The 24,451-nt window shown below is 76.0% G+C and carries 23 protein-coding genes and 1 pseudogene; 6 read left to right on the top strand and 18 right to left on the bottom strand.

Features of this window, described 5'->3' with window-relative positions:
* Positions 1–77: 77 nt before the first annotated feature.
* The 7 genes and pseudogenes from nuoE to QNH85_RS09675 all read right to left on the bottom strand — a co-directional run.
* A pseudogene (gene nuoE / locus QNH85_RS09705) lies at positions 78–803 on the bottom strand (NADH-quinone oxidoreductase subunit NuoE); the annotation flags it as partial.
* Complete coding sequence (locus tag QNH85_RS09700) at positions 803–2,176, bottom strand: NADH-quinone oxidoreductase subunit D (RefSeq protein WP_213283195.1); 1,374 nt, start codon at positions 2,174–2,176, stop codon at positions 803–805. The pseudogene nuoE and the gene QNH85_RS09700, both read right to left, overlap by 1 nt.
* Positions 2,177–2,228: 52 nt before the next feature.
* Complete coding sequence (locus QNH85_RS09695; protein WP_282946099.1) at positions 2,229–3,026, bottom strand: NADH-quinone oxidoreductase subunit C; 798 nt, start codon at positions 3,024–3,026, stop codon at positions 2,229–2,231.
* Between the two features lie 52 nt (positions 3,027–3,078).
* Positions 3,079–3,630 carry a NuoB/complex I 20 kDa subunit family protein gene (locus QNH85_RS09690; protein WP_213283193.1) on the bottom strand — a complete coding sequence of 184 codons (552 nt, stop codon included), beginning with the start codon at positions 3,628–3,630 and terminating at the stop codon, positions 3,079–3,081.
* Between the two features lies 1 nt (position 3,631).
* Entirely contained in the window at positions 3,632–4,000 is a 369-nt protein-coding gene (locus tag QNH85_RS09685; RefSeq protein WP_213283192.1) for an NADH-quinone oxidoreductase subunit A, read from the bottom strand.
* A gap of 105 nt (positions 4,001–4,105) precedes the next feature.
* Entirely contained in the window at positions 4,106–5,413 is a 1,308-nt protein-coding gene (locus tag QNH85_RS09680) for a geranylgeranyl reductase family protein (RefSeq protein WP_282946094.1), read from the bottom strand.
* Between the two features lie 160 nt (positions 5,414–5,573).
* Positions 5,574–6,275, bottom strand: coding sequence for a demethylmenaquinone methyltransferase (locus QNH85_RS09675; RefSeq protein ID WP_213283190.1), 702 nt, complete (start codon positions 6,273–6,275; stop codon positions 5,574–5,576).
* Between the two features lie 81 nt (positions 6,276–6,356).
* On the opposite strand from QNH85_RS09675, the gene QNH85_RS09670 reads away from it, so the two are divergent.
* Positions 6,357–7,715, top strand: a complete 1,359-nt coding sequence (locus QNH85_RS09670) for an isochorismate synthase (protein ID WP_282946092.1) — start codon at positions 6,357–6,359, stop codon at positions 7,713–7,715.
* A gap of 223 nt (positions 7,716–7,938) precedes the next feature.
* Here QNH85_RS09670 and QNH85_RS09665 read toward each other — a convergent pair whose 3' ends face one another.
* The 5 genes from QNH85_RS09665 to QNH85_RS09645 all read right to left on the bottom strand — a co-directional run bounded on the left by QNH85_RS09665 (position 7,939) and on the right by QNH85_RS09645 (position 13,506).
* The gene (locus QNH85_RS09665; protein ID WP_282946090.1) at positions 7,939–9,672 is read right to left on the bottom strand and encodes a S1C family serine protease; all 1,734 of its coding nucleotides are present in this window, start codon (positions 9,670–9,672) and stop codon (positions 7,939–7,941) included.
* Positions 9,673–9,822: 150 nt separating this feature from the next.
* A complete protein-coding gene (menD, locus tag QNH85_RS09660; RefSeq protein ID WP_282946088.1) occupies positions 9,823–11,643 on the bottom strand; it encodes a 2-succinyl-5-enolpyruvyl-6-hydroxy-3-cyclohexene-1-carboxylic-acid synthase in 1,821 nt (606 codons plus the stop codon).
* Complete coding sequence (locus QNH85_RS09655) at positions 11,640–12,590, bottom strand: o-succinylbenzoate synthase (protein ID WP_282946086.1); 951 nt, start codon at positions 12,588–12,590, stop codon at positions 11,640–11,642. Before QNH85_RS09655 ends, menD begins: the two co-directional genes overlap by 4 nt.
* Positions 12,591–12,595: 5 nt before the next feature.
* Positions 12,596–13,183, bottom strand: coding sequence for a TetR/AcrR family transcriptional regulator (locus tag QNH85_RS09650; RefSeq protein ID WP_282946084.1), 588 nt, complete (start codon positions 13,181–13,183; stop codon positions 12,596–12,598).
* On the bottom strand, positions 13,183–13,506 hold the full coding sequence (locus QNH85_RS09645; RefSeq protein ID WP_213283185.1) for a DMT family transporter: 324 nt from the start codon (positions 13,504–13,506) through the stop codon (positions 13,183–13,185). The genes QNH85_RS09650 and QNH85_RS09645 overlap by 1 nt, the downstream gene beginning before the upstream one ends.
* Positions 13,507–13,623: 117 nt before the next feature.
* Between QNH85_RS09645 and QNH85_RS09640 the strand changes: the two genes are divergently transcribed.
* Positions 13,624–14,580: a 1,4-dihydroxy-2-naphthoyl-CoA synthase gene (locus QNH85_RS09640; protein WP_282946083.1), complete on the top strand. Its 957-nt coding sequence runs from the start codon at positions 13,624–13,626 to the stop codon at positions 14,578–14,580.
* Positions 14,581–14,614: 34 nt separating this feature from the next.
* Here QNH85_RS09640 and QNH85_RS09635 read toward each other — a convergent pair whose 3' ends face one another.
* Positions 14,615–15,676, bottom strand: a complete 1,062-nt coding sequence (locus tag QNH85_RS09635) for a DUF3048 domain-containing protein (RefSeq protein WP_282946082.1) — start codon at positions 15,674–15,676, stop codon at positions 14,615–14,617.
* 92 nt (positions 15,677–15,768) lie between these two features.
* On the opposite strand from QNH85_RS09635, the gene menE reads away from it, so the two are divergent.
* Together menE and QNH85_RS09625 are read left to right on the top strand one after the other, a co-directional pair.
* Positions 15,769–17,016 carry an o-succinylbenzoate--CoA ligase gene (menE, locus tag QNH85_RS09630; protein ID WP_282946081.1) on the top strand — a complete coding sequence of 416 codons (1,248 nt, stop codon included), beginning with the start codon at positions 15,769–15,771 and terminating at the stop codon, positions 17,014–17,016.
* A gap of 70 nt (positions 17,017–17,086) precedes the next feature.
* Positions 17,087–17,956, top strand: coding sequence for a 1,4-dihydroxy-2-naphthoate polyprenyltransferase (locus tag QNH85_RS09625; RefSeq protein WP_282946080.1), 870 nt, complete (start codon positions 17,087–17,089; stop codon positions 17,954–17,956).
* A 24-nt stretch (positions 17,957–17,980) separates the two neighbouring features.
* On the opposite strand, the gene map is transcribed toward QNH85_RS09625, so the two are convergent.
* Positions 17,981–18,760, bottom strand: a complete 780-nt coding sequence (gene map, locus QNH85_RS09620; protein WP_282946079.1) for a type I methionyl aminopeptidase — start codon at positions 18,758–18,760, stop codon at positions 17,981–17,983.
* Positions 18,761–18,826: 66 nt separating this feature from the next.
* Between map and QNH85_RS09615 the strand changes: the two genes are divergently transcribed.
* A complete protein-coding gene (locus QNH85_RS09615; RefSeq protein WP_282946077.1) occupies positions 18,827–19,123 on the top strand; it encodes a helix-turn-helix domain-containing protein in 297 nt (98 codons plus the stop codon).
* On the opposite strand, the gene QNH85_RS09610 is transcribed toward QNH85_RS09615, so the two are convergent.
* The gene (locus QNH85_RS09610) at positions 19,120–19,440 is read right to left on the bottom strand and encodes a DUF4229 domain-containing protein (RefSeq protein WP_282946075.1); all 321 of its coding nucleotides are present in this window, start codon (positions 19,438–19,440) and stop codon (positions 19,120–19,122) included. The two genes, QNH85_RS09615 and QNH85_RS09610, sit on opposite strands and share 4 nt — an antisense overlap.
* Before the next feature lie 60 nt (positions 19,441–19,500).
* On the opposite strand from QNH85_RS09610, the gene QNH85_RS09605 reads away from it, so the two are divergent.
* Positions 19,501–19,893, top strand: coding sequence for a PLD nuclease N-terminal domain-containing protein (locus QNH85_RS09605; RefSeq protein WP_282946073.1), 393 nt, complete (start codon positions 19,501–19,503; stop codon positions 19,891–19,893).
* 15 nt (positions 19,894–19,908) lie between these two features.
* Here QNH85_RS09605 and QNH85_RS09600 read toward each other — a convergent pair whose 3' ends face one another.
* The 3 genes from QNH85_RS09600 to resB form a co-directional block, all read right to left on the bottom strand.
* The gene (locus QNH85_RS09600; RefSeq protein ID WP_282946072.1) at positions 19,909–20,799 is read right to left on the bottom strand and encodes a hypothetical protein; all 891 of its coding nucleotides are present in this window, start codon (positions 20,797–20,799) and stop codon (positions 19,909–19,911) included.
* A gap of 776 nt (positions 20,800–21,575) precedes the next feature.
* Positions 21,576–22,706, bottom strand: coding sequence for a c-type cytochrome biogenesis protein CcsB (gene ccsB / locus QNH85_RS09595; RefSeq protein WP_282946070.1), 1,131 nt, complete (start codon positions 22,704–22,706; stop codon positions 21,576–21,578).
* Between the two features lie 5 nt (positions 22,707–22,711).
* The gene (resB, locus tag QNH85_RS09590) at positions 22,712–24,451 is read right to left on the bottom strand and encodes a cytochrome c biogenesis protein ResB (RefSeq protein WP_282946069.1); all 1,740 of its coding nucleotides are present in this window, start codon (positions 24,449–24,451) and stop codon (positions 22,712–22,714) included.

Raw genomic sequence — 24,451 nt, 5'->3', positions numbered from 1 at the left:
CTGCGGGGCGCCCGGCTGGGGGGCGGAGGCGCCGGGGTCGTCCCGGCGGCGGGGGCGGCGGGCTCGCCCGAGGCGTCGGCGCCCCGGTCGGGCGTCCCCTCGAACGGCGGCGCCGTCCAGCCGTTCTGCCGGGCGAGGGCCAGGCCGCGCAGCGTCGGCTCCCCGGCGGCGACGCCCTCGTCGGCGAGGCCGTCCGGGAACCCGGCGAGGACGCGCGACACCTGCCGGAACGTCTGCACCTGCGCCGGGCCGCGGGTGGGGGCCACCGGCTCCCCCGCGATGAGCCGGCCGACGACGTCGGCCGCGCTCTCGGGGGTCTGGTTGTCGAAGAACTCCCAGTTGATCATCATCACCGGCGCGTAGTCGCACGCGGCGTTGCACTCGATGCGCTCGAGCGTGATCCTCCCGTCGGGCGTCGTCTCGTCGTGGCCGATGCCGAGCCGGTCGGACAGGTCCTCCCAGATCGCGTCGCCGCCCATGATCGCGCACAGCGTGTTGGTGCAGACGCCCACCGTGTACTGGCCGTTCGGGCGGCGCTTGTACTGCGTGTAGAACGTCGCGACCGCCGAGACCTGCGCGGTCGACAGGTCCAGCGTCTGCGCGCAGAACGCGATGCCCGCGGGGCTGACGTACCCGTCCTCGCTCTGCACGAGGTGCAGCAGCGGCAGCAGCGCCGAGCGGGGGTCGGGGTAGCGCGCGACGACCTGCGCGGCGTCGGCGGCGAGCCGCGCGTGCGTGCCCTCGTCGTACGCGGCGCGGGACCGGCCGCCGCCGGGGATCCGCGGGTGCTCGATCGTGGTCATCAGCGGTCCACCCCTCCGAGCACCGGGTCGATCGAGGCGACGGAGCAGACGACGTCCGCGACCTGCCCGCCCTCGCACAGCACCGAGACGGCCTGCAGGTTGTTGAACGACGGGTCGCGGAAGTGCGCCCGGTACGGCTTGGTGCCCCCGTCGGAGACGAGGTGCACGCCGAGCTCGCCGCGGGGGTGCTCGACGGTCTGCCAGACCTGGCCGGCCGGCACCCGGAAGCCCTCGGTCACGAGCTTGAAGTGGTGGATCAGGGCCTCCATCGAGGTGCCCATGATCTCGCGGATGTGGTCGAGCGAGTTGCCCATGCCGTCCGACCCGATCGCGAGCTGCGCGGGCCAGGCGATCTTCTTGTCCGCGACCATGACCGGCGCGGAACCGCGCTGGCCGGACGCCTGCAGCCGGTCGACGACCTGCTCGACGATCCGCATGGACTGGTAGCACTCCTCGATGCGCAGGACCATCCGGTCCCAGCAGTCCGCGCCCTCCAGGACGGGGACGTCGAAGTCGTACGTCTCGTAGCCGCAGTACGGCGCGGCCTTGCGGACGTCGTACGGCAGGCCGGTCGACCGCAGCATCGGGCCGGTGATGCCCAGCGCCATGCAGCCCGCGAGGTTGAGCACCCCGACGTTCTGCAGCCGGCCCTTGAGGATCGGCTGGCCGAGCATGAGGTCCTCGAGCTGCTTGAGGTACCGCCGCACGCCCGTCAGGGCCTCGCGCACCGAGTCCAGCGCGCCCGGGGGGATGTCCTGCGCGACACCGCCCGGCCGGATGAACGCGTGGTTCATCCGCAGGCCCGTGACCAGCTCGAAGATCCGCAGGATCTCCTCGCGGGCCGTGAACCCGATGGTCATGATCGTCGTCGCGCCGAGCTCGTTGCCGCCGGTCGCCAGGCACACCAGGTGCGAGGAGATCCGGTTGAGCTCCATCATCAGCACCCGGATCTGGGTGGCGCGCTCCGGGATGTCGTCGGTGATGCCGAGCAGCTTCTCGACCGCGAGGCAGTACGCGGCCTCCTGGAACAGCGGGGCGACGTAGTCCATGCGGGTGCAGAACGTCACGCCCTGGGTCCAGGTGCGGTACTCCATGTTCTTCTCGATGCCGGTGTGCAGGTAGCCGATGCCCGCGCGGGCCTCGGTCACCGTCTCGCCGTCGATCTCGAGCATCAGCCGGAGCACGCCGTGCGTCGACGGGTGCTGCGGGCCCATGTTGACGACGATGCGCTGCTCGCCGAGGCGGGCGGCCTCCTCGGCGATGTCGGACCAGTCGCCGCCCGTCGCCTCGAAGGTGCGCAGGCCGATGGTCTCGTCGTCGACGACGTGGCCGGTCGCGTGGATGTCCGGGTTCGCGTGCGTCTGAGCACTCATCGCGGGGCCCCCGCGGGATCGGGAGCGCAGCGAGCGATGTCGTGGGGTGAGTTCATGAGTACTGCCTCCGCTGGTCGGCCGGCGGGATGGTGGCGCCCTTGTACTCCACCGGGATGCCGCCGAGCGGGTAGTCCTTGCGCTGCGGGTGCCCGGGCCAGTCGTCCGGCATCTCGATCCGCGCCAGGTCGGTGCGGCCGGTGAAGACGATGCCGAAGAAGTCCCAGGTCTCGCGCTCGTGCCAGTCGTTCGCCGGGTAGACCCCGACGGTGCTGGGGATGGTGGGGTCGCCCTCGGGCGCGGCGACCTCGAGGCGGAGGCGCCGGCCGTGGGTGACCGACGTCAGGTGGTAGACGGCGTGCAGCTCGCGGCCGGTGTCCTGCGGGTAGTGCACGCCGGAGACGCCCAGCGACAGCTCGAACCGCAGGTCCTGGTCGTCGCGCAGGTGCTGCGAGACCTCCACCAGGTGCTCCCGGGCGATGTTCAGCGTCAGCTCCCCGCGGTCCACCACGACGGACTCCACGGCGCTCGCGTACCCGGTGCCGGAGCCGTCGAGCAGCTCGACCAGGATGTCGACGACCTCGTCGAACCAGCCGCCGTAGGGCCGCTCGCTCGGGCCCGGCAGCGCGACGGTCTGCACCAGGCCGCCGAAGCCGGAGGTGTCGCCGGTGCCGTGCACCCCGAACATGCCCTCGCGGACGCCCACGACCTCCAGCGGGATCGAGCGGTCCGCGGGGACGTGCTGCGACCCGGCCTCCAGGGCGGTCTCGCTGGTGCGCTGCGACCCGGCGTCGGCGGCGCGGTCGTCGCCCGCCTTGGCCGCCGCGGCGGCGTCCTTCTTCTCGTCGCTCATCTCGGGGTCCCCTCGGAAGCGTGAGCGCAGCGAACGGTTTCGTGGGGTGGGATCATCGCAGCAGCCCCGTCATCTGGGAGGTCGGCGTGGCCTGCAGCGCCGCCGCCTCGACCTTGCGCGCGATGTCGGCGCGGTTGCCGCCGAGCGGCTCGGCCTTGATCTGGTTGTGCAGCTCGAGGATGGCGTTGATGAGCATCTCCGGCCGCGGCGGGCAGCCGGGCAGGTAGATGTCGACCGGCACGATGTGGTCGACGCCCTGGACGATCGCGTAGTTGTTGAACATGCCGCCGCTGCTGGCGCAGACGCCCATCGACAGGACCCACTTGGGCTCGGCCATCTGGTCGTAGACCTGCCGGACGACGGGCGCCATCTTCTGGCTGACCCGGCCCGCCACGATCATCAGGTCGGACTGGCGCGGCGAGGCACGGAACACCTCCATGCCGAACCGGGAGATGTCGAACCGGCTGCCGCCCGTCGCCATCATCTCGATCGCGCAGCAGGCCAGGCCGAACGTCACCGGCCACAGCGAGGCCTTGCGGACCAGGCCCGCGAGCGTCTCGACCGACGTCAGCAGGAAACCCGAGGGTGCTTCTTCGATACCCATGTCAGTCCTCGTCCCACTCCAGGCCGCCGCGGCGCCACTCGTACAGGAACGGCACCGTGATCAGCGCCAGGAACCCCACCATCGCCACCAGGCCGAACACGGCCAGCTCCCCGAAGCTGACGGCCCACGGGTAGAGGAACACGACCTCGATGTCGAAGATGATGAAGGTCATCGCGACCAGGTAGTACTTCACCGGGAACCGGCCGCCGCCGACCGCGTGCGGGGTCGGCTGGATGCCGCACTCGTAGGCCTCGAGCTTCGCGCGGTTGTACCGCTTCGGGCCCAGGACCGCGCTGGCGGCGAGCCCGCCGACCGCGAGGACGGCAGCGATCCCCATCATGACGAGAAGGGGGACGTACGGGTTGGTCATCGGTGCTCTCCCGGTGGGGGGTGGAGTGCTTCCGTGCGGGGCGGGTGCTGCGGTCGGCGCGCGGCGGGCGAGGCCGGGCGGCCCCGGGGCGTCAGGGCGGGGCGGTCACGACGCCGGCGCCAGTCGGGCGAGGCCGGCGATCACCTTGTCGACCACGTCGCCGCCGTGCGGCTCGTAGCAGTCGGCGAGGAGCTTGTGCGTGAAGCGCATGACCAGCGGGCGAGGCAGGCCGTACCGCGTGCACGCCCGCATGACCTGCGGGTGCTCGATGAGCTTCACGAACACCCGGCCGAGCGTGTAGTACCCGCCGAGGTCGTCCCTCATCCGCGCGCCGTACGTCGCCAGCGCGCGCTCCCGCCCGGCGGCGGTGCCGCGGGCCGTGGCCTGGACGATCGCGTCCGCCGCGACCCGGCCGGCCTGGAGCGCGTACGCGATGCCCTCGCCGTTGAACGGGCTGACCATGCCGGCCGCGTCGCCCACGAGCATGAGCCCCCGGCCGTACAGCGGGCCGCGGTTGAACCCCATCGGCAGCGCGGCGCCGCGCACCGGGCCGACCTGGTTCTCGGGGGTGAACTCCCACTCCTGCGGCGCGTTCGCCATCCACTTCGCGAACAGGTCCTTGTAGTCGACCTTCGTCGCGGCGGCGGTCGACGACACGGAGCCGAGGCCCACGTTCGCGGTGCCGTCGCCCAGGGAGAAGATCCAGCCGTAGCCCGGCATGAGGTCGGACTCGCCCGGCTTGCCGTCCCAGAGCTCGAGGTGGCTCTCCATCCACGGGTCGTCGTGGCGGGGCGTGCGGAAGTAGGTGCGGACGGCGACGCCCATCGGGCGGTCGAGCCGCTTCTCCAGCCCGAGGCCGGTGGCGAGGCGGGCCGAGACGCCGTCGGCGGCGATGACCACGGGGGCGCGGTACGTGACGGGGTCGCCGGCGCGCTTCCCGTCGGCGTCGACCGGTCGCGCCTGCACGCCGACCACGCGGCCGGTGCGCTCGTCGAGCAGGGGGCCGGTGACGTTGGTGCGCTCCTGGACCTTGGCGCCGGCGGCGCGCGCGTGCTCCAGCAGGAGGTGGTCGAGCGACATCCGCGAGCGGGCCAGGCCGTACGACGGGTACGAGGACAGCTCCGGCCAGGGCAGCTCGACGACGTGGCCGCCGCCCAGGACGCGCAGGCCGACGTTGCGGATCCAGCCGTCCTGCTCGCGCAGGGGGACGCCCATGCGGGCGAGCTCGGCCACCGCGCGCGGCGTCAGGCCGTCGCCGCAGATCTTGTCGCGGGGGAAGGACGCCTTGTCGAGCAGCAGCACCGAGAGGCCCGCGGCGGCGCAGTGGTACGCCGCGCTGGACCCACCGGGTCCGGCGCCGACGACGATGACGTCCGCGTCATCGGTCCTACCACTCTGCACAGTCCGCCCCATTTGTGAATGCCTTCACACCTGATGAGTCCCGAGTCTAGTGATAGACCAAGGTCCTGTCTTGGAAGGCTTGCCTCAGCAAGCCTCGCTGCTCCTGACCAGGGCTTTTGCAGGACTTTCGTCCCATGAATCTGACGCCGGGACTTTGGTCCTAGGACTTTGGTCAATTCGTCCCAGGATTTGTCGCGCGGTGCAGGGCCACGATGCCGCCGGACAGGTTGCGGTACGCGACCGAGCCCCAGCCCGCCTGCTTCAGCAGCCGCCCGAGACCCAGCTGGTCCGGCCAGTCCTGGATCGACTCCGCGAGGTACGTGTACGCGGCGGACTCCTTCGCCACGACCCGCGCCACCGCCGGCAGCGCCTTCATCAGGTAGCCCGAGTACACCGCGCGGAACGGCGCCCACGTCGGCGACGAGAACTCGCACACCACCAGCCGGCCGCCGGGCTTCGTCACGCGGCGCATCTCCTCGAGCGCGCCCACGGTGTCCACCACGTTGCGCAGCCCGAACGAGATCGTCACCGCGTCGAACGAGGCGTCGGCGAACGGCAGCGACGTCGCGTCCCCCGCGGTGAACGGCAGGTCCGGCCGGCGGCGCTTGCCGACCGTCAGCATCCCCGTCGACAGGTCGCACGGCACGACCTTCACGCCGGCGTCCGCGAGCGGCTCGCTCGACGTGCCCGTGCCCGCCGCCAGGTCCAGCACCGTCTCGCCCGGCAGCGCGTCCAGGGCCTTCAGCGTGGCGCGGCGCCACATCCGGTCCTGCCCGAGCGACAGCACGTCGTTCGTCAGGTCGTACCGGCGGGCCACGCCGTCGAACATCACGGCGACGTCGTGCGGGTCCTTGTCCAGGGAGGCGCGGGGCATGGCCCCATCGTGTCAGGTCCGCGCGGCACCGTGCGTCCCCGGGGCCGCGGCAGCGGTGCGGCGGTCGTACCCTGGTCGGCGATGACCAGCCCCCTCGGCGACCGCGACCCCGCGCCGTCCTCGCGCACCGCGGCGTCCTCGCACCCCTCGTCGCACCCCGAGCCGCTCGTGGTGCGCACCGTCCCGCTCGACGCCCCGGACGACCTGCTGTCCCTGCTGCCCGAGGACGCCCCGCTCACGTGGGTGCGCCGCGGCGACGGGCTGGTGGGCTGGGGCGAGGCCACCCGCGTCACCGTCGCGGGCGCGGGCCGGTTCGCGGACGCCGAGCGCGCGTGGCAGCGGATGGTCGCGCACGCCGTGGTCCGCGACGAGGTGCGGCTGCCCGGCACCGGCCCGGTCGCGTTCGGGTCCTTCGCGTTCGACGACGACTCCCCCGCGGGCGGCGTCCTGGTCGTGCCGCGGGTGGTCGTCGGCCGGCGGGACGGGCACGCGTGGCTGACCGTGGTGGAGACGGCCGGGACGCTCGGCGCCGCGCCCGACCAGCGGCTGCTCACCCGGCACGTCGCGGGGCTGACCCCCGTGCGCGCGCCGGGCGAGGTCACCTACTCGTCCGGGGCGGTGCCCGCCGAGGACTGGCCCGCGGTGGTCGCCCGCGGCGTGGCCGCGATCCGCGCCGGCGAGGTCGAGAAGGTCGTCCTGGCCCGCGACGAGGTCGCCCGCACCGCCGAGCCGCTGGACGTCCGGCACGCCCTCGGGCGCCTGGCGGAGCGGTACCCGACCTGCTGGACGTTCTCCGTCGACGGGCTGGTCGGCGCGACGCCGGAGCTGCTGGTCCGGTCCGAGAAGGGCCTCGTGACCTCGCGGGTGCTGGCGGGGACGATCCGGCGCACCGGCGACGACGACGCCGACGTGGCCCGCGCGGCGATCCTCGCGCACTCGTCCAAGGACCTCGAGGAGCACGAGTACGCGGTCGCGTCCGTCGTGCAGGCGCTCGCGCCGTTCTGCTCGTCGACCAACGTGCCCGACGCCCCGTTCGTGCTGCACCTGCCGAACGTGCTGCACCTCGCGTCCGACGTGACCGCCGTGCTCGCCGGCGCCGGCGAGCCCGCGACCTCGCACCCGACGTCGCTCGCGCTGGCCGCGGCGCTGCACCCGACCGCCGCGGTGTGCGGGACGCCCACGGACGCCGCGCGGGCGCTGATCCGGCGCGTCGAGGGCATGGACCGGGCGCGGTACGCCGGGCCGGTCGGCTGGGTGGGCGCGGACGGCGACGGCGAGTGGGGCATCGGCCTGCGGTCCGCCGAGATCGACCCGGACGACCCGCACCGGCTCCGGCTGTTCGCCGGCTGCGGCATCGTCGCGGCGTCCGACCCCGCCGCGGAGCTCGCGGAGTCGCGCGCCAAGCTGGTGCCCATGCACGACGCGCTCGCCGCGGACTGACCGCTCCTCCGCCGGGACCGGGGCGCTCCCGCACGCGGCGACGGCCCCGCACGCGGCGACGGCCCTGCACGCGGCGACGGCCCCCGGGCGCGCCGGGGGTGGGCGCGCGGCCGGGGGCCGTCGGGCGGGCGGCGAGGTGCGGGCTCGCCACCCGGGGCCCGGGCGGGGCAGGGGGGCACCCGCCCGGGCGTCTGGTCAGCAGGTGGTCAGCATGCCGGGCCGGTCAGCCCTGGCCGCCCTGGCCCTGCTGCTGCTGCTGCTGCTGCTGGAACCACTCCCACAGCTGCTCGGGGGTCATGTCCTCCGGGTTGGTGGGCGCCTGCCCCTGGCCGGAGCCGGAGTCGGCGGCCGTCTCCTCGCGGACCGCGAGCGTGACGTCGACCTCCTGCGACTCGCCGCCGCGCACCAGCGTCAGGGTGACCTCCGCGCCGGACGGGTACGCCCGGACGTAGCCGGTCAGCGACTCCGCGCCCGCGACCGCCCTGCCGTCGATGGCCACGATGACGTCGCCCTCCTGGACACCGGCGTCCGCCGCCGGCGAGCCGGACGTCACCGACTGCACCTGCGCGCCCGAGCGGGTCACCCCGTCGGCGGTCGCCGTGCCGTCGGCGAGCCCGACGCCGAGGAACGCGTGCTCCGCGGTGCCGTCCTCGATGAGCTGACCGGCGATCATGTCCGCGAGGCTCACCGGGATCGCGAAGCCGAGGCCGATGGACCCGGACTGGCTCGACGTCGTCGCGATGGACGACGTGATGCCGATGACGCGGCCCTGCGCGTCGAACAGCGGGCCGCCGGAGTTGCCCGGGTTGACCGCCGCGTCGATCTGGATCGCGTTGGTGACCACGGTCTCGTCGCTGCCGGTCTCGGTCGTGGACACCGGCCGGTCGAGGGCCGAGACGATGCCCGTCGTGACGGTGTTCGCCAGCCCGAGCGGGTTGCCGACCGCCATCACCGGGTCACCCACGGTGACGTCGGCGGAGTCGCCGAGGGTCGCGGGCGACAGGTCGTCCGGCGCGTCCTGGAGCTTGATGACCGCGAGGTCCGTCGTCGGGTCGGTGCCGACGACGTCGGCCGTGAAGATCCGGCCGTCCGTCAGCGTGACCTGGACCTGGTCGTCCTGCGCGCCGGCCACCACGTGGTTGTTCGTGACGATGTGGCCCTCGTCGTCGACGATCACGCCGGAGCCCTCGGCTCCGCCCTGGCTGGTGGTGACCTGGATGGCCACGACGGAGGCCTGGACGGCGGACGCGACGGCCTGCCAGTCGGGGTTGTCGACGCTGGAGCCCGACACCGGGGCGGCGTCGTTCTGCGCCTGCCCGATGGAGCTGATGTTCGTCGAGCGCGACGCGGCGGAGTCGTCGTCGAACGCGCCGGTGAACGCCGCGGTGCCGAGGCTCGCGAGCAGGGCCGCGGCCACGCCGACACCCGCGGCGGGGAGCCAGACGCGGTTGCGCTCCGAGCGGGTGCGCGTGGTGGTGGCGCCACCCGGGCCGGCCGGGGCGCCGAACGCCTGGGGGTGCTCCGGGCCGCCGGTCGGGCCGGCGGGGGTGCGGAACGCCGCGAGCGGGTCGCCGGCGTGGTGGGCCTGCGGCTGCTGCTGGGGGGCGTGCTGCCCGAAGCGCGGCTGCGGCGGGGCACCGTGCGGCTGCTGCGCGGGGCCCTGCTGGTACGGAGCGGGGTACGTCGGGGCGGCCGGCGCCTGCGGCTGCCCGGCCGGCGCCTGCGCCGTGTGCGGGAGCTGCTGCGTCGGCGTCGGCGCGATGCGCTGCGTCGGCGCCTCCTGCTGGTGCGCCTCCTGCGGCGCGGCGGCGACGTGCTCGGTCGGGGCGGTGGGCTGCGCGGCCGGCTGGGCGGCGGGCGCGGACTGCCCGGCGTCGGCGGAGCGGACCTGGTCGGTCGGCTGCGTCGCGGGCGTGCCCGTGGCGTCCTGCGGTCCCTGGGGGGTGCTGCTGCTCATGGGGTCTACCTCCTTCTCGGAGATCATCAGACCCCACAGCACTGGAACGACGCTCGACGAACCCTGGGAGTCTGCTGCGAATCCGCGTCGTCCTGACGGCCCGCCCCACGACGGTCGCACGCCTCGGCGGACCCCGCCCGCCGAACCCGGTCAGTCCCCGGCGGGCCCCCGCGCGTCACCGGCGACCGCCGCGCGCACGGCCTCGCGCACCGCCGCGCCGATGCGCTCGCCCAGCGCGCGCCGGTCCGCGCGGTCGACGCGCACCTCGACCACGGACAGCCCCCGCCCGGGGGCCGCGAGCGCCGCGGCCAGGGACGGCTCGTCGGACACGCGCACGTGCCGCACCCCGTACCCCGCGCACAGCGCGGCGACGTCCACGGCGTGCGGGGTGCCGAACACCCGCTCGAACGTGCGGGCGCGCTCGGGGGCGCCGTGCTCCAGGGTCGCGAAGATCGACCCGCCCGCGTCGTTCAGCACCACGACCTGCAGGTCGACCTCCGGCTCGGTGGACAGGCGGAGCAGACCGCCGACGTCGTGCAGGAACGTCAGGTCCCCGATGAGGGCGCGCACCCGCCGCCGCGGCAGGCCGAGCGCCACGCCGGACGCCGTCGAGACGAGGCCGTCGATCCCCGCGAGCCCGCGGTTCGCGAGCACGGCCGGCGGCTCGGTCCACCGCGCCACGAGGTCCAGGTCGCGCACGGGGTTGGACGACCCGACGACCAGCACGTCCTCGGTCGCGCAGGCCTGCGCCACCGCACGGACGGCGCGCGGGCCGGTCAGCGGCGGCGTGCTCCGGGTCGGCGGCGCGGCGGGGTCGTCGTCGAGCAGCAGGTCGACCGCGGCGCCCGCGGCGGCGTCGGCCCGCTGCCACGCCGCGAGCCACGCCGGGTCGCCGGCCGGCCTTGCCAGCCAGGCGGCGGGCAGCGCCGGGAGCACCCGGTCCGCCGCGCGCCCGGCGTCGGGCCAGCCGGAGCCCGCCGGGGCCACGACGGTCAGGTGCACGTCGTCCCGCGCGAGCAGGGCCGTCACCGGCCGGGACAGCGTCGGCCGGCCGAGCAGCACGACGGACCGCACCCGGCCGCCGAGGGCGGGGTCGCCGAGCAGCATCCGGTAGGCGGCCAGCGCGTTCGGGCCACCGCGGGCACCGGAGGACGGCTCGGCGAGCAGGGGCCAGCCCGCGGCCTCGGCCAGCCGGCGGGCGTCCGGCCCGGCACCGTCCCCCGCGACGACGACCCCGGGCCCGGGCAGGTCGGCCAGCGCCGGCGCGTCCGCCACGTCGCCGGCCGTGCGCGCGACGACCGTCACGCGGCCCGTGTCGGCGGCGGCCGGCCAGGGCTCGGACCCGGGCGTCAGCGGCTCCCGGTAGGCGAGGTCGAGGTGGACGGGGCCGGGGTCGCCGGTGCGGGTGCCCAGCGCCGCGGCGACCGCGCGGGAGACGAGGTGCCGCAGGTCGCGGTCCTCCCCCGGCCTGCCGGCCGGCGCGGGGACGTCGGCGTCCAGGCGCACCGCCGGGCCGAAGATGCCGGCCTGCACGGTGGTCTGGTTCGCGCCGGTGCCGCGCAGCTCGTGCGGCCGGTCGGCGGTCAGCAGCAGGAGCGGGACGCCCGCGTGGTGGGCCTCCAGCACGGCGGGGTGCAGGTTGGCGACCGCGGTGCCGGACGTCGTGACGACCGCGACGGGGCGGGGCCTGCCCTCCAGCGCGGCGGCGCGGGCCAGCCCGAGCGCGAGGAACGCGGCCGACCGCTCGTCGACCCGCACGTGCAGCCGCAGGCCGGGCGCACCGGCGGCGCGCTCGTCGTCCGGCAGCGCGGCCTCCGCGAGCGCGTACGCCAGCGGCGCGCTGCGCGAGCCCGGGGCGAGGACGACGTCCCGCACCCCGTGCGCGGCGAGCTCCTGCACCAGCACCCGGGCGGCGCGCGGCGCGGGTGCTCCCGGCCGCGCCGCCGCAGCGCCGGGGCCGGTGGCGGTCACCGGGTCACCGCCTGGACGGCGCGCAGCCGCTCGGCCCAGCGCGCGACCGTGGCCTCGTCGGCGGCGGTGGCGGCCAGCCGCTCCGGGCTCGGTGCCAGCCCCCGCGCCGCGGCCACGTCCAGGGCGCCGTCGACGGGCAGGAGCGGGGCGTCGACGACGTCGTCGGTGAACAGCTGCGCGGTGGCCAGGCCGCAGGCGTACGGGAGGTCCGGCAGGGCGGCCGCGAGCGCCACCCCGGCCGCGAGCCCGACCGAGGACTCCAGCGCGGACGACACGACGACCGGGAGACCCACCTGCTCGGCGAGCGCGAGGCACGCGCGCACCCCGCCCAGCGGCTGGACCTTGAGCACGACGATGTCGGCGGCCTCGGCCCGGACGACGGCGAGCGGGTCCTCGGCGCGGCGGATCGACTCGTCGGCGGCGATCGGCACGGGGGTCGAGCGGCGCAGGCGGGCGAGGTCGCGCACGGAGGCGACGGGCTGCTCGGCGTACTCGAGCCCGCGCGCGGCCCGGTCCAGCACCCGCAGCCGGTCCACGGCGGTGTCGACGTCCCACGCGGCGTTGGCGTCGATCCGGATGGCTCCGCCCGGGCCGAGGGCGTCGCGGACGGCGGCGAGCCGGTCGGCCTCCTCGGCGGCGCCCTGGCCGGGCTCGGCGACCTTGACCTTGGCCGTCGTGCAGCCGCCGGACGCCAGGACGATGCGCCGGGCGGCGTCGGGCCCGACGGCGGGGACGGTGACGTTCACCGGGACGCGGTCGCGCACGGGCTCCGGCCAGCCGTCGTCGGCGGCCTCCCGCGTCGCGCGCCACCACGAGGACGACTCGGCGGCGTCGTAGTCCCAGAACGGGCTGAACTCGCCCCAGCCGGCGTCCCCCCGGACGAGGACGCCCTCGCGCACGGTGATCCGGCGGAAGCGCGTCCGCAGGGGGATCGCGTAGACGTGCACGCGGCTCAGCGTAGAGGCTCGTCGCCGCCGAGCACCCCGTGCAGCAGGTCGCGGGCGCCCCCGCGCACGTCCCGGCCCTCGCTCAGCGCGGCGACGACGGCCCCGTCGACCAGGGCCAGCACGACCGCGGGGCCGGGCCTGGCGGCGGGACCCGCGCGCAGCGCCGCGAGCAGGCGCCCGAGCACGTCGTCCAGGCGCGCGCGCCCCTCCCCGAGCGCGGCGGCCAGCGCGGGCACGCGCCCGGCGGTCACCAGCTGCTCGTAGTGCGCCCGGAGCACCGCGTCGTCGCCGGGCGGCAGGACCGCGTCGACGACGACCTCGGCCGCGCCCTGCGGGTCCGTCGCGGCGACGACGCGCGCGAGCACGCCCTCCGCGTGGGCGACCCAGTCGTCCACCAGGGCGGCGCCGGCCGCCGCGGCGAGCGCGTCGAGCCCCGAGTAGTAGTAGGTCGTCGCGGACAGCGACACCCCGGCGCGGGCGGCGACGGCGCGGTGGCTCAGCGCGGACGGCCCGTCCTCCCGCACCAGGTCGGCGGCGGCGCGGGCGAGCTGGTCGCGACGCCGGTCGCCCTTGGCCGTCCGGGTCGCGGCCATCAGTGCCCGGCGCCGGACAGGTTCAGCCCGACGACGCCGGCGACGATCAGCACGAGCGAGACGATCTTCAGCACCGACACGGACTCGCCGAGCCACAGGATGGCGAGGACCGCGGTCGCCGCGGCACCCACGCCGACCCAGACGCCGTACGCGACGCCGACCGGCAGCGAGCGCAGCGCCCAGCTCAGCCCGGCGAACGACAGGATCGCGAACACCGCGAACGAGACCGTGGGCCAGAGCCGGGTGAAGCCGTCCGAGGCCTTCATGCTCAGCGCCCAGCCGGCCTCGAGCAGCCCGGAGAGGATGAGGACGATCCATGCCATGAGGAGCACACCTTCCGTGGCGGGTGCGCCGGGTGGCCTCGTCCGCCGTCCCGCACCCACTTCTGGTACGACCGTACCAAAAGAGCGCCGGACCGCGCCAGCCCTACGCTGGCCCCCGTGACCGACTCCCTGCCGCCGCGCGTCTCCGACACCTTCGACCCCACCCGGTGGCGCACGGTCACCGGGTTCGAGGACCTCACCGACCTCACGTACCACCGCGGCGTCGACCGGTCCGGGGACGGCACGCGCGACCTGCCCGTCGTCCGGGTGGCGTTCGACCGGCCGGAGGTGCGCAACGCCTTCCGCCCGCACACCGTCGACGAGCTGTACCGGGTGCTCGACCACGCCCGCATGACGTCCGACGTCGGCACCGTCCTGCTCACCGGCAACGGCCCGAGCCCCAAGGACGGCGGCCACGCGTTCTGCTCCGGGGGCGACCAGCGGATCCGCGGGCGCGACGGCTACCGGTACACCGACTCCACCGGGGCCGAGACGGCCGACCGCATCGACCCCGCCCGCGCCGGGCGCCTGCACATCCTCGAGGTGCAGCGGCTCATCCGGACCATGCCGAAGGTCGTCGTCGCGGTCGTCAACGGCTGGGCCGCGGGCGGCGGGCACTCCCTGCACGTGGTGGCCGACCTGACCATCGCGTCCCGGGAGCACGCCCGGTTCATGCAGACCGACGCCAACGTCGGGTCGTTCGACGGCGGCTACGGCTCGGCGCTGCTGGCGCGGCAGGTCGGCCAGAAGCGGGCCCGCGAGATCTTCTTCCTGGCCCGCGAGTACTCCGCCGAGCAGGCGATGGCGTGGGGCGCGATCAACGAGGCCGTCGACCACGAGCGCCTGGAGGAGGTCGCGCTGGAGTACGCGCGCGTCATCGCGACCAAGTCGCCGCAGGCGATCCGGATGCTGAAGTTCGCGTTCAACCTCGCCGACGACGGGCTCGCCGGTCAGCAGGTGTTCGCCGGCGAGGCGACGCGGCTCGCGTACATGACCGACGAGGCCGTCGAGGGCCGCGACGCGTTCCTCGAGCGCCGGGACCCGGACTGGAGCCGGTTCCCGTACGCCTACTGAGCCGTCGCGCCGGGACCCGCCGCGACCGGCCCGGTCAGGAGATCGTCAGCGACCCGGTGCCCTGCGGCACCAGCTCGACCCAGGTGTTCCCGGGGGCGAGCGTCGCCGGCGCCCCGTCGGCCGTGAACAGCTGCATCGGCGCGTCCCGCGAGTCCTTCTTCCAGGTCACCGGGACGGTCTTCCCGCCGGTCGCCAGGACGCCCTCGCCGGAGCCGACCAGCGTGTAGGTGGGGACGGGCGCGCCGTTCTGCGCCCCGAACGCCGTGTTGGGGTGCGCCGCGGTGATCGAGACGACGTTGACCGCGGACAGCTGCGACCCGGCGGCGGACACCGCGGGGGTGCTGCCCTCCGCCCGCTTCCAGAGCGAGCCGTCCCACGTCCACGTCGGCTCCGACTGCGACGACAGGTCGAACGCCAGGGTGGTGGCCGGGGTGCCGGCGACGACCGCGGTCGCGCGCTCGGGCGAGCGGGCGAACGCGAACTGCTCGGCGGGGCTCGCCTGGTGGTTCGCGTCGGCCTGCCCCCACAGCACCGCGGGGTCGGCGTACACGTTGTGCGGCGCGGACCGCGTCCGGATCCGGTAGAGGCCGTCGGCGCCGGCGTCGTGGCTGATCACCTGGACCGGGCTCTGCGCGACGAGGTCGAGGATGCCCGGCTGCCCGCCGGAGAAGGTCAGCAGCCCGTTCAGCGGGGACACGATGTCGGGGTCCATCGGGCGCACGGACCTGACCGGGCCGATCTCCGCGGGGACCTGCGAGTGGAAGACCGCGACGAACCGGGACACCTCGAACTCGACGATGGTCTCCCACACCACGTCGGCCTTCTCCAGGCCGGACTGCGGGCGGGCCGTCGCGGTGTTCTCGATCTTGACCGCGAGCGCCGGCCGGTTCGCGATCTCGCCCGCGACGCCGGTCAGGGGCCAGGTGGGCGGCACGACGGGCTCGGGCGCCGCGACCTTCTGGGGGTCGAGCGTCGGGGCGACCGTGGTGGCGTCGGGCGCCGGTCCGCCGCCCTGCGAGCAGCCGGCGAGCAGCAGCCCCGCCGCGACAGCGAGCCCGGCGGCGCGCCGCGCCCGCCCCCTGGTGGTTCCGATCATGCCCATGCCCTCCCGCCCCTCGTGCTCCCTGCTCCTGCGGGCCGGTGGCCCGCACGTCCGCGACACTCTACGGGCGGACCTACCCTGGCCGGGTGAGCCGTCCCGTCCGCGTCGTCGCCGCGTCCGCCGCCGGGGTGCCGGCGCTCGCGGAGGCGCTCGCCGCGGGGCGGGAGGGCACGGGGCCGGGGGTCCGGCGGGTCGAGGCCCCCGAGGCGCCGTCGGCCGGCGGGGAGGGCGGGGCGGGCGAGGTCGGCGAGGTCGGCGAGGACGCCGCCGCCGCGGCACCCGTCCCCGACGACGTCGCGCTGCTGGTCCGGACCTCGGGTTCGACCGGCGCCCCGCGCGAGGTCATGCTGACCGCCGGCGCCCTGCGCGCGTCCGCCGAGGCGACCCACCGCCGGCTGGCCGGACCGGGCCGCTGGCTGCTGCCGCTGCCGCCGTCCCACGTCGCCGGCCTGCAGGTCCTCGTCCGGTCCCTCGTGGCCGGGACCACCCCGGCCGTGCTCGGCCCGCCGTTCCGGGTGGACGCGTTCGCCGCCGCGGTGGGCCGGATGCCCGACGGCGACGGCCCCCGGTACACGTCCCTCGTGCCGACGCAGGTGCACCGGCTGCTCGCGTCCGACGAGGGCCGCTCGGCGCTGGCCGCCTTCGACGCGGTGCTGCTCGGGGGCGCGGCCGCCCCGCCCGGGCTGGTCGACGCGGCGCGGGCGGCGGGTGCGCGCGTCGTCACCACGTACGGGATGTCCGAGACCTGCGGCGGCTGCGTCTACGACGGGGTGCCGCTCGACGGGGTCACGGTCGACCTCGACGCGGACGGGCGGATCCTCGTCGCCGGGCCGGTGCTCGCCGCGGGGTACCGCGGGCGGCCGGACCTGGACGCCGAGCTGTTCGAGGTCGTCGACGGCACCCGCCGGCTCCGCACGAGCGACCTCGGGCGCTGGTCGGACGACGCGGGAGAGCGCCGGCTCGAGGTGCTGGGCCGCGCGGACGACGTGCTGGTCACCGGCGGGGTGAAGGTGCCACCGGCCGCCGTGGAGCGGGTCCTCGCGCAGCGCCCGGGCGTCGGCGAGGTGCTGGTGGTCGGCGTCCCCGACCCCGAGTGGGGGCAGGCGCTCGTCGCCGTGGTGGTGCCGCCCGCGGGGGCACCCGGCCCGGAGCTCGATGACCTGCGGCACGCCGCGGCCGAGGCGCTCGGCGGGCCGGCGGCGCCGCGGCACCTGGTCACCCTCGCCGCGCTCCCCCTGCGCGGGCCCGGGAAGCCCGACCGGCGCGCCGCCACGGACCTCGCCGCCCGGGCGCTCGGCCGGCCCGCGGTGGCCGACGCGCCGCCGGGTGCGTGAGGCACCCGGATCGCCGGGTACCGTCGCTGCGCGGCCCCGCTGCGTGACCGCCGTACGAGGAGGAAGCACCATGGCCACCCCCGCCGAGTGGATCGCCGGAGCGCGCCCGCGCACCCTGCCCGCCGCCGCCGCGCCCGTGCTGGTCGGGACCGGCGCCGCCGCGCAGGTCGACGCGGCGCACATCGGCCGCGCGCTGCTGGCGCTCGGCGTCGCGCTCGCCCTGCAGGTCGGCGTCAACTACGCCAACGACTACTCCGACGGCGTGCGCGGCACCGACACGCAGCGCGTCGGGCCGCTGCGCCTCACCGCGAGCGCGCTCGCCCGGCCGGGGTCCGTGAAGCGCGCGGCGTTCGCGGCGTTCGGGGTCGCGGGGCTGATCGGGCTCGCGCTCGTCGCCACGACCGGCCAGTGGTGGCTGCTCGCGGTGGGGGCCCTGTGCGTGCTCGCGGCGTGGTTCTACACCGGCGGCAAGCGGCCCTACGGCTACCTCGGCCTCGGCGAGGTCGGGGTGTTCGTGTTCTTCGGGCTGGTCGCCGTGCTCGGGACCACCTACACCCAGGCCGGCCGGCTGACGTGGCCCGCGTGGGTCGGCGCCGTCGCGGTCGGGCTCATCGCGTGCGCCCTGCTCATGGTGAACAACCTGCGCGACGTCCCGACCGACTCCCTGGTGGGCAAGCGGACGCTCGCGGTGCGCATCGGCGAGCGCCGCGCCCGCCTCGCCTACGCGGTCATGGTCGTGCTGCCGGTGCTGCTCGGCATGGCGTGCGCGTTCGCGAACCCGTGGGCGCTGGTGGTCACGCTGCTCCTGCTGCCCGCCGGGATCCTCGCGTTCACGGTGCTGGTCGGGGCCCGCGGGATCGCCCTGGTACCGGTGCTCGCGGGCACGGGCATGTTCGAGCTCGCGTTCGGGGTGCTCCTGGGCCTCGGCCTGGCGGTCTAGACCCGCCGGTCCAGACCCGGCGGTCTAGACCCGGCGTGTCGGCAGGGTGAGGATCTCCGCGCCGTCCTCGGTGATGGCGATCGTGTGCTCGCTGTGCGCGGTGCGGCTGCCGGTCGCGCTGCGCAGCGTCCACCCGTCGGCGTCCGTGACGAGCTCGTCGGTGTCCGCCATGACCCACGGCTCCAGCGCCAGCAGCAGCCCCGGTCGCAGGCGGTAGCCCCGGCCGGGCCGGCCGGTGTTCGACACGTGCGGGTCCTGGTGCATCGTCGAGCCGACGCCGTGCCCGCCGAACTCCGTGTTGACGGGGTACCCCGCGGCGCCGAGCACCGTGCCGATCGCGTGCGAGACGTCGCCGAGGTGGACGCCGGGGCCGGCGGCGGCGATCCCGGCGGCGAGGGCACGCTCGGTGGCGTCGATCAGCGCAAGGCTCTCCGGCGCGCGCGACCCGCCCACGACGAAGCTGATCGCCGAGTCGGCGACCACGCCGCCGAGCGACACCGCGAGGTCGAGCGTCAGCAGGTCGCCGTCCGCGAGCCGGTAGTCGTGCGGCAGCCCGTGGAGCACCGCGTCGTCGACCGACGTGCAGATGTAGTGGCCGAACGGGCCGCGCCCGAAGGACGGCGCGTAGTCGACGTAGCAGGACGTCGCGCCGGCCTCGACGATCATCTCCCGCGCCCACCGGTCGATGTCGAGCAGGTTGGTGCCCACGGTGCTGCGGCTCCGCAGCGTCTGCAGGATGTCGGCGACCAGCGCACCCGTGGCGCGTGCCCGGACCAGCTCGGCGGGGTTCAGGATCTCGATCATGCGACGGCGTCCTCTGTGCGGCCAATAACTATCCCGGCCATACTATCCCGGTCTAGGATCGGCTCCATGGTCCGGCTGCCCCTCACCCCCGCCGAGGTCGAGCGCGGGCAGCGCCTCGGCGCCCTCCTGCGCCGGGCCCGGGGCGAGCGCTCGATGCTCGCGACCGCCCTCGAGGCCCACGTCTCCCCCGAGACGCTGCGGAAGATCGAGTCGGGCCGCGTCGCGACCCCCGCCTTCCCGACCATCGCGGCGATCACCGAGGTGCTCGGCCTGTCCCTCGACGTGGTGTGGGCCGAGATCAGCCGGCCCGGGGCGGACGCCCGGCCGGCCGGGCAGGACGCGCCCGAGCGGCTGGCCTCCTAGACCGGGCCCCGGTCCGTCGCGGCGGGGCCCCGCCGCCGCTCACCGGGGGTCGCGGCGTCGACGGCGGCGTCCTCCTCGGCGGCGTCCTGCGCCGCCCGGCGCGACAGGCGGGGACGGTCGCCCCGGCGCTCGGCGCGGGCCGCGAGCCACAGCGCCGCGCGGTCGCGGGGACCCTTGAGCAGCAGGTACGACAGCAGCGCCGCCAGGACGGCCGCGAGCACGACGCCCAGCAGCCACCCGGTCCCGGCCAGCACGAGCCCGACCAGGCACACCGCGAAGAGGGCGAGCCGGAGCAGGGAGTAGGTCACCACGGGCACCCACCCAGGGTAAGCCGCCGCGGGCGGCACCCCGCACCCCGCCTGGTTACGCTGGACCGCATGGCTCGCGCGCTGCTGTTCCTCGTCATGATCGGCCTGGCGGTGTACGCCGTCGCCGACATCGCGACGAGCGAGGAGGACGAGCGCCTCGGGCTGCCGAAGCTGCCGTGGATGCTGCTGGCGGTCGTCGTGCCGCTGCTCGGGCCGGCGGTGTGGATCCTGGTCAGCCGGTCGCGGCGCGCCGAGCGCGGTCCCGGCGGCGGCGCGGGGCCGTCACGCGGCGGTCCGGCACCCGGCGGGCCCGCCCCCCGGCGCAGGGGCCCCGTGGCCCCGGACGACGACCCCGAGTTCCTGTGGCGGCTGGAGCAGGACCGGATCCGGCGCGAGCGGGAGACGCGCGGCGACGCCGAGGGCACGAACGGCGACGTGCCGGACGGCGGCGCGCGCGGCTGACCGCGCGCGGGCGGCTCACGGCGGGTCGTCCACGAACCGGAACTTCACCCGGACCTCGGCCAGGGGCATGACGAACGTCGAGCCCGACTCCGACCACACCTCCGGCACGAGGAACAGGTTGCCGTCGCCCTCCGCGAGCAGCCGCAGCCCGCGGTAGCGGAACGCGTAGCCGTCGGGCGCCCCGGGCAGCGGCTGCTCCGTGACGGTGTCGTCCCCGGGGAACAGCGGCTCGCGGGTGTCGACCACCACCGCGGGGAGCGCCCGCAGGTCACGGGCTCGCGCCTGCGCCGCCCCGCGCCCGGACCAGTCGGCCACCGTCGCGGTCGCCCAGAACGCGCAGACCAGGACCACGAGGAGCAGCAGCACCCGCTCGGCCCGGGGGCGGCGCGACCTGCCGGGGCGCCAGCTGAGCGCCCGCTCGAGCACACCCGCGCCCGCCCCCAGCACCAGCGGGGCGACGAGGGGGTACGGCACCCAGTCCTCCAGCACGGGGAACGCCGCGACCAGGACGACCCCGGCGGCCAGCAGCACGCCGCCCGCGACGCCGACCGCCAGGAGCGCGCCGCGGACGGCTCGGGGGCCCGCACGACCGGCCCACGCGCGCGCCGCGACGTCGACCCACGCGAGGAGCGCCGCGATCAGCAGCAGCCCGAGCAGCGGGACCAGGAGCGGCTGCGACGCCCGCACCACCAGGTCCCGCGTCGCGAACCCGAGCGTGTCGACGTCCACGCCGAAGTAGCCGTAGAACGCGCGGGCGGAGACGTACCCGAAGTAGACCAGCAGCGAGGTGACGACGGTGACGGGTGCGACCACCCCGCTGAGCAGCCCCCAGACCCGCGACCAGCCCGCCCCCAGGGCCGGATCGGTCGCACCGCCGGACGGCTGCGCCCGCCCGGTGCCCGCCACCTACGCGCCGCCGGACGCGTCGGGCGTCTCGGGCGGACCGCCGGTCGAGGGGCGTCGTCCGGGGGGTCGTCCGGGGGGTCGTCCGGGGGGTCGTCCGGCGTGCCCCCGGGCCCGTCCAGCCAGTCCAGGGTCAGCTCGGTGCCCGCGTTCGCCGCCCACCGGTCGGCCAGCCCGGCACAGGCCGCCGCGTCGGAGCAGACCGGCTCGCCGCGCAGGTCCACGACGACGGCGGTCGTGCCCGGCGGTGGGCCGAAGGCCACGGAGCAGGTGGCGGGCTCGGCGGCGCTGACCGTCGAGCCGTCGCACGCCGGCACGTCCCCGCAGCCGCCCGGGAGCCGCGCCACGCCCGCGGGCCGGACCTCGACCGTCGTCACGCGCACGGTGACCCCCTCGGGCAGGTCCTGCGGCGTCCACAGCACGCAGCCGCGCCCGTCGGTGACCGTGGCGACGCCGTCCCCGCCGGGCAGGCTGACCAGGCGGACGCTGCCGCCGCCCCCGCCGCCCTGGGAGCCGGGCTCCTCGGCGTCCGGGTCGGCCGGCGTCCCGGGGGCCTGCGTGGTGGCCTGCGTGGGGACGGGCCCGGGCGAGTCACCGGCGGTGGGCGCACCGCCGCAGCCGACGACCGTCAGGGCGACGGCCAGCAGCACGGATGCGTCGCGTGCTCGTCTGCCCCGCATCACCCGCCCCCAGCGGCGCGCGTCACCCCGCACCGTCGCGGGGAGGACCCACGCTACGCCCGCAGGGGGTGCCCGCCTAGAGCGCGGGCGTCCGGCGGCTCACAGCCCCGAGTACGAGTGCTTCCCGTCGACGAACAGGTTGACGACCGTGAAGTTCGCGAGCACCGCGGCGTAGCCGACGTAGACGAAGTACGCGGCACGGCGGCCGGCCCAGCCGCGCGTCGTGCGGGCGTGCAGGTAGGCCGCGTAGACGACCCAGGCGATGAAGGTGCCGACCTCCTTGGGGTCCCAGCCCCAGTACCGGCCCCAGGCCTGCTCGGCCCAGATCGCCCCGCCGATGAGCGTGAGCGTCCACAGCACGAAGCCGATGGCGTTCAGCCGGAACGACAGCGCCTCGAGCTGCCGGGCGGACGGCACGGTGCGCAGCCACGACCAGGCGGGGCCGGTGACGCGCCACCGGGCCAGCGACCGGCGCACGCCGTCGGCGGAGCGCCACGGGCGGTCCAGGTGCGAGCGCCCGGTCTCGCGGCCGTCCTGCAGGACCTGCAGCACCGCGGTGGCGAAGGCGACGGTGAAGATGCCGGTGGCGATGATCGCCACGCCGACGTGGATCACGAGCCAGTAGTTCTGCAGGGCGGGCTGGACCTCGTCGGCCTGCACGTAGAACGCGTTCAGCCCGAGCACGAGCGCGAGCACGCCGATGCCCATGACCACGACCCCGAGGAACGGGATGACGCGCCGGCGCTGCACGACGACGAGCACCGACGAGGCGACGAGCGTGCCGACCAGCGTGAACTCGTACATGTTCGCGGTGGGCCAGCGGCCCGCGGCCACGCCGCGCAGCACGATGCCGGCCAGCAGCAGCACGATCCCGAGGTACGTGGTGGAGCGCGCGATTCCGGTGGCCTTCGACGGCAGCGCGACGGCGTGCTCGGGCTCGGCGTCGCGGAGCTGCCCGGACCGGGCCGGGACGTCGTCGGCGGGGACGTCGTCGGACGGGACGTCGCCGGACGGGACCACGAGCCCGGCGGGGCCGCCGGCGCCGACGGCCTCCCGCGCACCGGCACGGGCCTGCTTCGCGGCGGCGATCCGCGCGGCGCGGGCCGCCCGGTGCTCCTGGGAGGAGGCGTCGGCGACGCGGGCGAGCGCGACGGAGTAGGCGATCAGGGCGATGGTGAACGCCGTCGCCGCACCCCACACGAGCAGGGTGCTGATGTCGCCGAGTGGCATGTCCTTCACCTTCCGGGTCGGCCGGTGGGCCCGTCGCCGGTCGCGTCGCGGAGCCGGTCCATCGCCCGGTCGAGCTCCGCCTGCAGACCCACGTCGTCTCCGCGCGCCAGAGCGGCGGCGGTGACCACTGTACGGCCTGACCCGGGACCTTCGTCCCCGTCGGCGACGGCCGGGCGCGCGCGCAGCCAGACGCGGCGCCGCGGCACGAACAGGGACGTGGCGAGGCCCGCGAACGCGAGCAGCGCGAACGTCAGCACCCACGCCAGCGAGGGGTCGTGCCGCAGGTCGAGCGCGACGAACCGGGGCAGCGCGTCGAAGGTCAGGGTGCCGAGACCGTCCGGCAGGTCGACGGTCTCGCCGGGCCGCGCGTAGAGCGTGACCGGCCGCCCGTCGGCGTCGACCTCCTGGGTGAGGCCCGACTCGTCGAGCTGGTAGACGTTCTGCGGGACGCCGTCGTCGAGCCCGAGGTCGCCGGTCCACACCGCCAGGGCCAGCAGCGGGTCGGTGGGCTGCGGGTACACCGACCGCCAGATGTCGTCCGAGACCTGCTCGGCCGTCGGGAGCAGCACGCCCTGGAGTCCGATCTGCGGGCCGGTGGTCACGTCCGGCACCTTGATGACGCCCTGCGAGGTGTACACGGTGTCCTGCGGCAGGAACGGCACGGCGCCCGCGAACACCACCTCGCCGGAGGCGTCGCGCACGGTGACCTGGGGGGCGTAGCCGTTGCCCTGCAGGTAGACCTTCGCGCCGCCGGCGAGCAGCGGCTCGTTGACCTTGATCGTGTCCGCCGCCCCCTGCCCGCCGGGCTCCGTGACCGTGACGTGCGCGGTGAAGTCGCGGGACTGCAGCGTCTGCGGGTCGAAGCGGGACTCGAACGAGTCGAGCCGCAGCGAGAAGGGGTCGAGCGACGAGGCGCTGAACCCGGAGCCCGACTCGAACGTGTCGTAGTCGCTCTGGGTGTTCGCGAACGCGCGGCCCTCGACGACGATCGCCTGCCCGCGGTAGTGCAGCAGCTGGCCGGTGGCCACGGAGACGAGCAGCCCGACCAGCGCGAGGTGGAACACCAGGTTGCCGGTCTCCCGCAGGTAGCCCCGCTCGGCCGCGACGCTCCACGTGCCGCCACCCTCGTCGCGGACGTCGACGCGGAACCGGCGCCACCAGCGCGGGCCGCCCAGCGCGACGGCGGCGCGCTCGGCCACCTGCTCGGGCGCGCCGCCGAGCTCCGCGGACGCCTGCGCGGGGAACCGGTCGAAACGGCGCGGCGCGCGCGGCGGCCGGCCCCGCACCGCCCGCAGGTGGGTGCGGCTGCGCGGCAGGATGCAGCCCACCAGCGAGACGAACAGCAGCAGGTAGATCGCGGAGAACCAGACCGACGAGTAGACGCCGAAGAACCCGAGCCCGTCGAGCACGGGCCCGAGGTCGGGGTGGTCGGCCAGGTAGGTCGCGACGTCCTCCGGGGTCTGCGACCGCTGCGGGAAGATCGTGCCCGGCACGGCGGCGACCGCGAGCAGCATGAGCAGCAGCAGCGCCACGCGCATCGAGGTGAGCTGGCGCCAGCCCCACCGGAGCCAGCCGACGACGCCGAGGGCGGGCAGCTGCGGGGCGTCGCCGGAGCCCTCGGGCCGGCCCGGGCCTCCGGGCGCGCCGGACCCGCCGCCCGGCGCCGCGGTGCGGCCGGTGCTGAAGGCGTCCTCGAGGCCCTCGGGCGTGTAGCCGCGGGGCGAGGGCTCGGTGTCACGTGACAT

The sequence above is a fragment of the Cellulomonas endometrii genome (assembly GCF_949769265.1).
Lineage (GTDB): Bacteria > Actinomycetota > Actinomycetes > Actinomycetales > Cellulomonadaceae > Cellulomonas > Cellulomonas endometrii.
This window is presented reverse-complemented; position numbering and strand designations above follow the sequence as displayed.